Below are 11953 nucleotides of genomic sequence, written 5' to 3' on the forward strand. Positions count from 1 at the left end.
GAACAACCTTTAATGGGTGTACAACGAGATGGCATCCGCGGACGATTGCTCATTATTCCTGAGATTTCGATGATTGTCTCTTATTGGGTCGAGGGCGATATCATCAGAGTTATGCGAGTACTCCACCAGAAACAAAAATTCCCTATGGATTGATTGCTTCCTCTGGGGAACTAACGCTCTGTTAAGGTGTGAAGCACGCAACGACCATGCTGCTGCATGGCACTTCAACACCAAAGTCAACGCATATCAAAAATGCTACGCGTGCTGAATCACTCTTAAACAGTTTGTTATGTTCGTAGCTTTTGTAGTCCTCGAACTGCCCGGTTAGTCGACTCTACCAAGTCAGTCCGCTTCAATTTCTCTCGAATTGCCAATGCTTCTATGAACTGTTGCTCAGCCAGTTTATAGTTGCCAAGCTCAACGTTCAATTTACCCAAATGCTGCAAACTAAAACTCAAAGAGAGCTCACAAGCAAAATCCTGGCTTTTTAGGAATTCTTTTTCAGCGCCAATCATGTCACCTGCATATTGCAGAGCTATACCTGAAGCATGGGTTGACCAGAACTTGTTCTTAACGCTAGACGTTGAAGTTTGCACTTTAGAAGCAAGCCAATAAGCCAACCTACACAGCCCGATGATTCGTAAACAATCGGCTATCAATATTAACTGCCACTCTAGCTTCTCTTTTTTGTTTGAAAGTTTGAATATGAGAGCCTTATATAGCTTTACAACAAGTTTATGGAAAACGCTAAAAGTTACCCTATCTCTTTGATACTCCACCACGTCCTCCAAGAACATAACGCCTTGTTAAGGTGTGAGGCACGCAATACCTGAGCTTCCGCATACCACCCTAACCACTAAAACCAACGCATAGTAAAAATGCCACGCGTGCCGAATCACTCTTGAACAATTTGTTATGTGCGTTGCCAACCTTTAGCTACTAAATACTTATCAGGGATCCTTAAGCGAACTTCTTCATCAATTTCGGCGAGAGCATCGGTCAAATCTAGATAACTAACTTTACGTGATAAAAGGCTGAAACTTATACCTTTAGACACTTCACTGAAAAATAGGCTATTTCGCTCAAAATTGATCCTAACTACGGAATACTTATAAAGGGAAAACTCAAGTACAAACCTCTGAAATGGTATGTTAGTACTTTCTGAAGTACAAAAGTCATCGGCAGCACTCCCCCAGTAATCAGATATTTGAGTGACTATGCTCGCTTCAATTTCGTCGATATCCATTCGATGATCCATAATGTTGATAGCTCCAAGCACATAACGCCCGCTTAAGTGGTGAGCAACGTTACCACAACACTCAATTATTGCGCCGTAATCACAAAAACCAATTAAAACCAAAACCGCCGAGCGTTGCGAATCCGTCTTAAAGCGTTTGTTATAGCTCTCTACACAAATATTCGATACCGGAACAAGCAAGTATAATTATTACAGACAATCCTAGGGCAAATAGGGAAAATGGATATGTTGTTTCATTCGGATATGCTGTAACTATGTACACGCTTGAAAACAGATACCCTCCAGAAATCGTACGATATACACCTAATAGAGAAAACCCAACTCTTCTCGCAACCGGCTCGATTATGTCGTGAGTAGCCGATGAAAACTGTGTTTGTGCACTTTGCTGTTTGGCAAGAGCTAAATAGAGCATTGAGACAACGCCTAGCACTGCCAAATAGATGAAAACGGGATCTCCGGGATTTATTGCTTTTATGTAGGTATTTAAAGCTTCTTTCCCGCTACTCTCAGCAACTATCCTCGCAGAAATGCCACCAAGGAGCAAAGCACATAAAAGCTCAATTATTAGGTTGTTCTTCATTTAATCTCTATACTATTTAGTTACTTGAGCTATAACGCCTTGTTAAGGTGTGAGGCACGCAATACCTGAGCTTCCGCATACCACCCTAACCACTAAAACCAACGCATAGTAAAAATGCCACGCGTGCCGAATCACTCTTGAACAATTTGTTATGTGCGTTGCCAACCTTTAGCTACTAAATACTTATCAGGGATCCTTAAGCGAACTTCTTCATCAATTTCGGCGAGAGCATCGGTCAAATCTAGATAACTAACTTTACGTGATAAAAGGCTGAAACTTATACCTTTAGACACTTCACTGAAAAATAGGCTATTTCGCTCAAAATTGATCCTAACTACGGAATACTTATAAAGGGAAAACTCAAGTACAAACCTCTGAAATGGTATGTTAGTACTTTCTGAAGTACAAAAGTCATCGGCAGCACTCCCCCAGTAATCAGATATTTGAGTGACTATGCTCGCTTCAATTTCGTCGATATCCATTCGATGATCCATAATGTTGATAGCTCCAAGCACATAACGCCCTGTTAAGGTGTGAGCAACGCAATACCGATGCCGCCGCATACCACCTTAAACACTAAAACCAACGCATAGTAAAAATGCCACGCGTTGCGAATCACTCTTAAACAGTTTGTTAGCCGTTTATGCAAAGTTCAACTTCTTAACTTTGTTAAACAAGAACTTACATGCCCATAGATATGGAAACATTGTAGAAAATAAAACAAAGTACTCAAACGAACTAAACCAAAAGTTGGACCAGTTAAAATTGACTCCAACCAGTAAATTTAGAGTCACTAGGGGAAGTAGTACACCAAACACCATATTAAACATAATCAGGGTAATAACTTTGAGTGTTGTTTCTTTAACTCTAAAAGTTTCGTTGTAAGTATTGAAGCTAGAAATAGAGGAAGAAAGCAACGGAATAACATCCCTTTCAACAACATGCGATTTTTCAAAGTAACTAACAAAGATACCTTGAAAGTCAGTAACGCTATCAACATGAGGTTGATGAAATTGCTTCCAAATTCTCTCTTGCTCACTTTTAGGCATTTGATCTGGCATATTGATCACCTGCTTTTCAAACATCTCTGTTTGTTCTTTCAATTGCTGCAGGCGAGTAAACTCCATACCACGACTTGCCAGTGTCATAAGAGAACGATTACTCGTACTCCAAGTCCAATTCAAATACCCGACGATCCTTTGCATTTCCTGAATACGCTTTGTATCAAATTCCTTTGAACACGACTGGATAACCTTATCCGTTTGCCCCTGAATGTGAACAAGATTATTGTTCCAAAATGGGTAGGTCGTAAAGATTGTGGTGAAGAGAGAAAAAAGCTCATTGCATACTGAAATCACCTCTTCTGGGCTAGGTTCTCTTTGGAAAGAGCTTCGCGGTACTCCATATTTTTCCTCGTAATCTAAATATGAATACAGCATTGTCGCTCTGCGCAACGTTTCCTTACCTCTCTCGTCCCAATTCAAAGTTCCATCTTGATTCAAGTAAACATTGTTACCATTGAACATCATTGAATTGGGTGTGCTAACAGACATACTGTGCTTTAGAGCTTCATCTAGCTTTTCTTTCGCATCGTTCACTTTTTGATACGCATAAATAGCAAAAGCAGAAAAGAAAGCTGCGACTACACCAATCACAGTTACATGTAATGCAGGAAGAGCTTCTAATATTGGTGAACTCAATTTTATTCCTCTAGTTCTAATTCCAACGATGACGGCTAACGCCCAATTAAGGTGTGAGGCACGCAATACCAATGCTACCGCATACCACCTTAACCACTAAAACCAACGCATACCAAAAATGCCACGCGTGCCGAATCACTCTTAAATTGTTTGTTATAAAGCGGACTCTACGTTAAACGCCTTTTCGAACCACACTGAGCTTATGTACTGCCCATGTTTCTTCGCATATTCATTGAAAACTCCGACTTCTCTGAAACCAAACCGTTTATGTAATGCAACTGATGCGTCGTTTGGTAATGCAACACCCGACAATACACGATGGACACCATAGGCAAGAATTGATGAGAACAACTGAGTATATAGTTTAGAACCTAAACCTTTCCCCTTTGCTTCTTGTGCCAGATAAACGGTCACTTCTACGGTGTCGTCAAAAGCTGAAATTGCTCTGTACTGTTGGGAACATGCAAAACCTAGCAACACGCCGTTTTCTGTGGCTACATATAGTTGATATTTGGTAGTGCTAGAAAACTGAGAAAACCATTTCTGACGATTTTCCAGAGTAAATGGAACTTCCTCAAAGCGTGCATTAGTGTGCTCAATATAAAAATTAAAGATGTCGGTGATACCAGCAACATCTTCAAGTTTACCTGTTCGAATTTCCACGAAATGTCCTTTTTCTTCGAGCTTTATAACGCCTTGTTAAGGTGTGAGGCACGCAATACTGAAGCTTCAGCATACCACCTTAACCACTAAACTTAACGCATAGTAAAAATGCCACGCGTGCCGAATCACTCTTGAACAATTTGTTAGGCAGATAGATCCTTAGCTAACTCGATATCATTCAAAACAACGTCATTGGTACGCTCTTTACTGATCTCACCTGTTGGAGTAAAGCCATGATTTGTATAAAAATTCAATGCACGTTCATTACCATCAAGTACCCACAACGAAACCTTTTGAGCCTTCAATACGCGGAGCATTCTCTCGCACTCATTGTAAAGCGCTTGACCAATACCGGCCCCAATCCTGTCTGGGGCAATGTAAATCGAGCTCAGTTAATATACTTCACTGCCTTTCAAAGTTTTAGGCTGCCCGAAGCACAGAAAACCAACTAATCCGTCCTCACAATCCGCGACGAGAACTTCCGCCAAATTTCGCTCAATGATGTTCGACCACAGTTTCTGGCGCTTTTCTAATGTATAGCTTTCGATAAAGCTCTGAGGCATCAGACCATTGTACGCATATGCCCATGAACTAACGTGTATATGTGCGATTCTATCGACATCATCTAGTAATGCTTTCCTAACTCTAAACTTCATGATTTCCTTATCTGCCTAACGCCCTGTTAAGGGGTGAGCAACGCAATACCGAAGTCGCCGCATACCACCTTAAACACTTAAACCAACGCATAGTGAAAATGCCACGCGTTGCGAATCACTCTTGAACAGTTTGTTAGGGTTCTGTGACCCTCGACACTCTATCACGATATACATTTACACGCTCACAAACAGTTGACCTACAACTAAATTTACTGATATGTTTTTACGCCAAGATTCTTGGTTTAATTAATATTAAAACCGTGCGCCATCAAGATGATAATTGGTGAAAGGCTAGACAAAACTGTGCTCTCAATGGAATCAGTTGTAATAGAACGAATAACTATGCGCCACAGAATGATTATCGGTTGCAGTAAACAAAACCATGCGTCACTCAGATGAAAAGCTGAGATTTTGGTGCAGATAACCTATTGGTTGTTTGCAGTTCAATCTAAATGACGATATGAGGTGGTTTATGCCAAAGGTTAAACACCTGCCGTTAATGATAGTTATTGTGATAGCAACTGTGATTCTAATAACCTTGAGCATGGGATTTTACCTGTCTGTGATAGAAAGCCCTTATGCACCAGAGTACTTAGACACTCTTGAATCAATTGCTAAATATGTATTCGGTACCAGCACTGTAATTTCCATTACCCTTTCCTAAACCTAGGGCTCAATTAGGAGCCCTAACGCCCTGTTAAGGTGTGAGCAACGCAATACCGAAGCCCCCGCATACCACCTTAATCACTAAATTCAACGCATAGCAAAAATGCCACGCGTTGCGAATCACTCTTGAACAGTTTGTTATGTGCGTGGTTGAAACCTACTCTACACTTGGCTCCGGTAAAACTGGTGGTGTACTGTCCATATAAGTTAAAAAGTTTTCCCATAACTCGTGCGTTCTTTGCTTAGTTAACTTAGTTTTGCACGATATCGCCATAACTCCACGAATAGTTCCATCACGCCATTGCGTATAAACCGAATCACAGTGAGAGGACATATATGCTTGCCAATCCTGTTGAGCAAGCTTAATTGCTGCGATCAGTTCTGGGTCATGAGAGTTGTGCTCAAAGCTAGTGTTTAGATATTTGTCTAATTTAACTTGTGCTGACTCTAGTTCAATAGCAGTACATTGGTTTATCTCGATTGTGGTCATCGCATTATTACAGTCAATGGACTCTTCTTCAGCAAGAGCACCAAATGAAAGACTAGCTAATATGATGATTAGACACTTATTCATCGTTTTCTCCTAAAGCACATAACGCCTTGTTAAGGTGTGAGCAACGCATTACCAAAGCCGCCGCATACCACCTTAAACACATAAACCAACGCAAAGTGAAAATGCCACGCGTTGCGAATCACTCTTGAACAATTTGTTAGAAGTTTGCTCACCTAGTGCTCCGACTTTCCCTTTTCGCGTCATGTGGGAAACAGTTTGTATACGCACGAGCGACATGACTTTTGCCATTGTCATCTATGACTACACAAACGAGATTGCACGGATTTCCCAATGCACTGCGCCAATTGTGATGACGTTCCTCATATTCTGCTTCAAATTCAACATAAATGTATGCTGAGCGAACCCATTCAAACGGAATTGAATGTTTTACAAGCAACCCTTTAAAAATCTTTGAATAGCGTTCAGTCATGAGGTCAAAGTGCGGGTAATATGGAGCAATCTGTTGGGAGCAAAGGTCTATTGAAACACGCTTGCTTTGAAGGTGGTCTACGGACAGGTAAAGCTTACCGATACCCCAATAACCATCGACATCATTGTTTCTACTCCGAAACGAGCCAATAATACCGCTTGCAATACTACCTAGTTCTCTCCTGCGTCCCATATTTATTCCTAAAACTTCTAACGCCGCGTTAAGTGGTGAACAACGCCAACCACCAAACCTAAACCATTGTACCTTAAACACTTAACCTAACTTGAACTGAGATCGCTAAGCGTTGTGAATCCGCCTTAAACGCCTTGTTAGGCGAAGTTTTCCACCAGTGTTCAAGGATGTTTGAAAGCAGATTACCCGAAACCAAATAAGCAACCAAACACCCACTGACTTTTTGTGATTCAAGAACCACAAATGTCACTATGTTTCAGCCGAAATTTCAACAACCACGAAATAAAGACTTTCAGCGTTCAAGTCGCTTTTGAGGAAGCGAGACGTAAAGCTGCAAACTTAAAGTGAGCACAAAAGCCTCAATTAACTTGCCCTTTCCACACTTTGAGCCAGTGAAACTCACCACTAACCAACTCCAAAAACCAATGAGGCAACCCACGAAAATTGGCATGTTTTACGGCTGGAGATATTCAAGAATTTGAGCCGACAATACCAAATTGCCGACTTAGAAAAACGAATTGCCAAAGGGAGCTAAGAAGATGAGAACAAAGAACTTTCCTGCCCGTCGCCTAACGCCCTGTTAAGGGGTGAGCAACGCAATACCGATGCTGCCGCATACCACCTTAATCACTTAAGCCAACGCATAGTGAAAATGCCACGCGTTGCGAATCCCTCTTGAGCAGTTTGTTAGTTTGCAAACCCAAAGCGTTGATTTTACGTTATTTAAAACTTTGCAAACAACAAACTTTATGTGCTTTGATGCATTTAAGTCAGGCGCGCTCTCAAAGCAGCTATTCAATGAAACCACTTGGAATAAACAACGCCGCAGAAAACGGACTGACAACACCAAAAAGCGTTTTTGGAAAGCTAATCTCACAGTGCGGACTTTCAACAAAGTCACTGAAACCACGTGAACTTTCCACACCAGAGAAAACGTCATTTCAGCGAGTAAATCGGCTTTTGTACCAACAAACTCAACGGGCAGATTTTCAGCAAAAAAGTACAGCTTGGTTAACCCATAACTCGCCGCACCAAAGAACAAATCAACCATTGATACGATGCCAATTTGGGATTTTCACCACGCAAGTTAACACTGAAATTGAACACTGATATGACAATTTAAACTTTCAGCTTTTACCACTAGATCTTGCAATATAGCTGCGTTTTTCCTCTTGCAAACTAACGCTCTGTTAAGGGGTGAGCAACGCAATACTGAAGCCACCGCATACCACCCTAAACACTTAAACCAACGCATAGTAAAAATGCCACGCGTTGCGAATCCCTCTTGAACAGTTTGTTAGATGCGTAGCCAAAGTTGGTAAAAGTCGGTTTCATCGTGCTTGGGATTCTTGCGCAAGAACTCCCAACCATGGCGCTTATAGAATGTGAGGGCTCGATGGTTAGTTCGGCTTACTGAAAGTACAGCACGCAAACAACCCGCTTGACTCAAAGTGCTTACAATATAATCCTGCAATTTTGCAGCGAGACCTGAACCACGAAAATTCGGCTTTAAGTAAATGAGATGCACATAGCCAGTCTCAGGCTCGGGTGAAAAGCTACGAAATTCTAACTGCCCTGCAAACTGACCATCCACAAATATATGGATATAGAACCATCCTGATGTTGATAACCGGTCTAATACTCGTTCACGATAACCAATGATGAAGTCGTCGAAACCATCGTAATACCCAAAACTACAAAAGTATGCATCTTTTCTTGCAGCAACGCATAATTCGAAATCATCAATGTTTATCTGCCGAAAAGTAATTTCCATACTTACCTTTTCCTTCAAGCACCTAACGCCCTGTTAAGGTGTGAGCAACGCAATACCAATGCTCCCGCATACCACCTTAACCACTAAAACTAACGCATAGTAAAAATGCCACGCGTTGCGAATCACTCTTAAACAGTTTGTTATGTGTTGGCTAAATTGACAGAAAGACTATTCTCACTATGATCAATTTTTAGCTTAACATTCTTCCCGCTTGCCACGCTTAAGAAGACATTGAGAACATTAACCAATTGAATGTAATACAGTTCTTTCTTACTGTCATAGTCAGAAACAAAATAGAACCCCACACAGAAGCTCTCATCAGGCACAAATGGCGAAAAGTGAACGCTATGAACAAATTGGTGGCACATTTTCTTTAGGCTAAACAGCTTAGCAAAGCCCTTGCTGTGATTGTAATTACGAATCCATTTTTCTGATTTAGCTTCTTCGCAAGAAGGATAAGCTGTTAATGTCCAATTCAGGCTGGATACGCGTTGATCCAAATGCCCGCTTTCCTGTAACTTCCGAATAGCGTAAAACCCAACAAATATCGATTTTTCAACCTCATATTCTAGCCGTTCACTCCACTCTCCAGAGCGATAAAGTCCCTCTAGAAAATGTGCTGAGGCTTTAAGTTCATCCAGCCAATATTGCTTTAGACGTGCATCAATCATTATTACCTCGTAAACACATAACGCCCTGTTAAGGTGTGAGCAACGCAATACCGAAGCTACCGCATACCACCTTAAACACTAAACGCAACGCATAGTAAAAATGCCAAGCGTTGCGAATCACTCTTAAACAGATTGTTAGGTTTTTATAGGACAATATCGTTATTTGTTGACGCCACTTCACTTAAAGTTTTATGTTGTTCTGTCGCTATTTCTAATTGCTTTTGACTTCCTTCCCATACTAATTTTTTCATATTGTACGCATCCCTGTATTGAAGGTACTTCATCAATGAGGCACCTCCTAAAAGTAACCAACCTGTAATCAATGTAAATACAAATTCAATCGGTGTCATACTTGTAAGTTTTAATCCTGCAAACTCAATCTTAAGAGCAAGTGCAAATATAACTATCGTTGAACCTAGAGTCATTAAAAGGTTTGAAGGTCCTTTTTCAGCTATTGATGACATCTTGACCGCCATATCTGTTATAACACCCAAAGAACTTTCGAGTTCCGATATGGATTTGCTATTACCTACATTATTTTCTGACATGTTTTCTCCTTCTAAATGAATAAAAACCTAACGCCCAATTAAGGTGTGAGGCACGCAATACTGATGTTGCCGCAGACCACCTTAAACACCAAAGCCGACGCATAGTAAAAATGCCACGCGTGCCGAATCGCTCTTAAATTGTTTGTTATGTTTTTAACTGAATAGGATTTCCAGATGCTCTTTAAAGATTTTAGCTGGTACCACAAACTGATACCCTGTTTCAGTGGTAACGACAAAGTCCCCATATTTTTCGACTACTCGAGATGAAGCACCAAAATTTTTCTTAACAATATTAAAAGAAAACGCCTCTCCAGGCTCTAAAGTAACATTTGAAATGCGAGCCTCGGTAAAACCATCCCACATAAACTGTAACACTTGCTTCGACTCTGGTAACTGAGCTTGAAAATTTTTAATAAAGGTTTTAATCACTGAGTGATTTTCGAGCCTAATATTAATACCATTCATCGGTCCATGTATTGGATGTTCAGCATATGACATAGATAATGTAACCTTGATATGTGGTTTGGTAAGTTTATCATTCACAAAATTCAATCCGAGAAGCGTTGCAAATAAAGCTATCGATGTAACGATTGGCTCCATTTCTAAAGGAGCACCTGTTTGCCAGTTACTATCAACCGCCCAAATAATGGCGACAACAAGTGCTACCAAGTTCGCGCATACTGCGAATAAGAACCTGATATTTTCTCTTATAAAATCCAAAACTTTAGTCATAGCTTCCTTAAAAACATAACGCCTTGTTAAGGTGTGAGCAACGCAAAACCGAAGCCGCCGCATACCACCTTAAACACATAAACCAACGCAAAGTGAAAATGCCACGCGTTGCGAATCACTCTTGAACAATTTGTTAGAAGTTTGCTCACCTAGTGCTCCGACTTTCCCTTTTCGCGTCATGTGGGAAACAGTTTGTATACGCACGAGCAACATGACTTTTGCCATTGTCATCTATGACTACACAAACGAGATTGCACGGATTTCCCAATGCACTCCGCCAATTGTGATGACGCTCCTCATATTCTGCTTCAAATTCAACGTCAACGTGTGCTGAGCGAACCCATTCAAACGGAATTGAATGTTTTACAAGCAACCCTTTAAACATCTTTGAATAGCGTTCAGTCATGAGGTCAAAGTGCGGGTAATATGGAGCAATCTGTTGGGAGCAAAGGTCTATTGAAACACGCTTGCTTTGAAGGTGGTCTACGGACAGGTAAAGCTTACCGATACCCCAATAACCATCGACATCATTGTTTCTACTCCGAAACGAGCCAATAATACCGCTTGCAATACTACCTAGTTCTCTCCTGCGTCCCATATTTATTCCTAAAACTTCTAACGCCGCATTAAGGTGTGAGCAGCGCTTGGCTATACTTGAGCGAAGCGAAACTGCCAAGCGTTGCGAATCACTCTTAAATGCTTTGTTAAATGAAATTTTGCATACCCCCAATAAAACCAGATTTTCCGCCATATGAAGGATGTCGAATGTACTGAACCTCACTGTTAGGAAACGCTGTTTTCAAAGCTTTTTGACCTTTACGTCCAATGCTAGCAACTTTAGAAGGTGAAAATATTTCATAAAGGTCCTCAAGAAATTCTCTCCCAATTTTTATTTCTGATGCATTAGGTGCTCGATTGGATTGCGGTTTACCTTTGCTGTAAGGGTGGAATGGAAATGAATTCCATAGCAAAGGGATATGATTTCGCTCCCCTAGTACTTCCCACATAATATTAGCTGTATTTTCGGATTGAATGATCGAGAAACGAAGCTTGCCCTTAATTTTCAGTAAAGCTGGATGCTTCGTATTTTCTAGTTGCTCACTGCTAGTAAAAGGAATACCAGTAACACGACACCCCAGATACCCAGGAGCCTCACCCACTAGCATATGCACATTCCCAATATCGCTTAAAAATAAACCTAAGTACCAACGCAAATTATTTACAGCGTTTTTATCTTTATACGGATTGTAAACCGTTTCTGAATGCTCGAAAGCAACCAATTTATTTAGAAAGACCTCAATTTTGTCCACAATGCTTCCTATTTCATTTAACGCCCAATTAAGGTGTGAGGCACGCAATACGATGCTCCCGCATACCACCTTAATCACTAAAACCAACGCATAGTAAAAATGCCACGCGTGCCGAATCACTCTTAAATTGTTTGTTAGTTGCACATCTCAAAGCCTAGTGCTAACATTTGTACACACACCAACAAAGGAATACATCATGGACACTAGAATTCAATTTCGT

18 protein-coding genes are annotated in these 11953 nt (G+C 40.8%); 2 read left to right on the forward strand and 16 right to left on the reverse strand.

Annotation, left to right across the window (positions count from 1 at the left end; genetic code table 11):
* On the forward strand, positions 1–153 hold a 153-nt coding region (locus tag R8N28_RS23090), incomplete at its 5' end, for a type II toxin-antitoxin system RelE/ParE family toxin (RefSeq protein WP_206960506.1).
* A 134-nt stretch (positions 154–287) separates the two neighbouring features.
* Here R8N28_RS23090 and R8N28_RS23095 read toward each other — a convergent pair.
* From R8N28_RS23095 to R8N28_RS23140, 10 genes are all read right to left on the reverse strand, one after another.
* On the reverse strand, positions 288–797 hold the full coding sequence (locus R8N28_RS23095) for a hypothetical protein (RefSeq protein ID WP_053306467.1): 510 nt from the start codon (positions 795–797) through the stop codon (positions 288–290).
* A gap of 116 nt (positions 798–913) precedes the next feature.
* A complete protein-coding gene (locus R8N28_RS23100; RefSeq protein WP_238796047.1) occupies positions 914–1246 on the reverse strand; it encodes a hypothetical protein in 333 nt (110 codons plus the stop codon).
* A 151-nt stretch (positions 1247–1397) separates the two neighbouring features.
* Positions 1398–1838: a hypothetical protein gene (locus tag R8N28_RS23105; protein WP_115386102.1), complete on the reverse strand. Its 441-nt coding sequence runs from the start codon at positions 1836–1838 to the stop codon at positions 1398–1400.
* Between the two features lie 149 nt (positions 1839–1987).
* A complete protein-coding gene (locus R8N28_RS23110; protein ID WP_238796047.1) occupies positions 1988–2320 on the reverse strand; it encodes a hypothetical protein in 333 nt (110 codons plus the stop codon).
* Positions 2321–2479: 159 nt separating this feature from the next.
* Positions 2480–3538 (reverse strand): hypothetical protein, encoded by a 1059-nt coding sequence (locus R8N28_RS23115; RefSeq protein ID WP_262635517.1) that lies wholly within the window; start codon positions 3536–3538, stop codon positions 2480–2482.
* A gap of 153 nt (positions 3539–3691) precedes the next feature.
* Positions 3692–4201, reverse strand: coding sequence for a GNAT family N-acetyltransferase (locus R8N28_RS23120; RefSeq protein WP_021822803.1), 510 nt, complete (start codon positions 4199–4201; stop codon positions 3692–3694).
* 143 nt (positions 4202–4344) lie between these two features.
* Entirely contained in the window at positions 4345–4593 is a 249-nt protein-coding gene (locus tag R8N28_RS23125) for a GNAT family N-acetyltransferase (protein WP_254903829.1), read from the reverse strand.
* Positions 4594–4857, reverse strand: coding sequence for a hypothetical protein (locus R8N28_RS23130; protein ID WP_238951979.1), 264 nt, complete (start codon positions 4855–4857; stop codon positions 4594–4596).
* A gap of 823 nt (positions 4858–5680) precedes the next feature.
* Entirely contained in the window at positions 5681–6097 is a 417-nt protein-coding gene (locus R8N28_RS23135) for a lysozyme inhibitor LprI family protein (protein ID WP_017821968.1), read from the reverse strand.
* Positions 6098–6245: 148 nt separating this feature from the next.
* A complete protein-coding gene (locus tag R8N28_RS23140) occupies positions 6246–6698 on the reverse strand; it encodes a hypothetical protein (RefSeq protein ID WP_053350286.1) in 453 nt (150 codons plus the stop codon).
* Positions 6699–7373: 675 nt separating this feature from the next.
* Between R8N28_RS23140 and R8N28_RS23145 the strand changes: the two genes are divergently transcribed.
* Positions 7374–7808: a hypothetical protein gene (locus R8N28_RS23145; protein WP_318183458.1), complete on the forward strand. Its 435-nt coding sequence runs from the start codon at positions 7374–7376 to the stop codon at positions 7806–7808.
* A 187-nt stretch (positions 7809–7995) separates the two neighbouring features.
* Here R8N28_RS23145 and R8N28_RS23150 read toward each other — a convergent pair whose 3' ends face one another.
* From R8N28_RS23150 to R8N28_RS23175, 6 genes are all read right to left on the reverse strand, one after another.
* Positions 7996–8472: a GNAT family N-acetyltransferase gene (locus tag R8N28_RS23150; protein ID WP_262635518.1), complete on the reverse strand. Its 477-nt coding sequence runs from the start codon at positions 8470–8472 to the stop codon at positions 7996–7998.
* Positions 8473–8612: 140 nt separating this feature from the next.
* Positions 8613–9143 carry a hypothetical protein gene (locus R8N28_RS23155; protein ID WP_054702813.1) on the reverse strand — a complete coding sequence of 177 codons (531 nt, stop codon included), beginning with the start codon at positions 9141–9143 and terminating at the stop codon, positions 8613–8615.
* 143 nt (positions 9144–9286) lie between these two features.
* Positions 9287–9691 carry a hypothetical protein gene (locus R8N28_RS23160; protein WP_065274605.1) on the reverse strand — a complete coding sequence of 135 codons (405 nt, stop codon included), beginning with the start codon at positions 9689–9691 and terminating at the stop codon, positions 9287–9289.
* Positions 9692–9844: 153 nt separating this feature from the next.
* Entirely contained in the window at positions 9845–10423 is a 579-nt protein-coding gene (locus R8N28_RS23165) for a hypothetical protein (protein WP_038887878.1), read from the reverse strand.
* 145 nt (positions 10424–10568) lie between these two features.
* Positions 10569–11021 carry a hypothetical protein gene (locus tag R8N28_RS23170; protein WP_318183459.1) on the reverse strand — a complete coding sequence of 151 codons (453 nt, stop codon included), beginning with the start codon at positions 11019–11021 and terminating at the stop codon, positions 10569–10571.
* 106 nt (positions 11022–11127) lie between these two features.
* Positions 11128–11733, reverse strand: coding sequence for a uracil-DNA glycosylase family protein (locus tag R8N28_RS23175; RefSeq protein ID WP_065274608.1), 606 nt, complete (start codon positions 11731–11733; stop codon positions 11128–11130).
* Positions 11734–11953 lie beyond the last annotated feature (220 nt).

It is taken from the genome of Vibrio sp. Vb1554 (genome assembly GCF_033344235.1).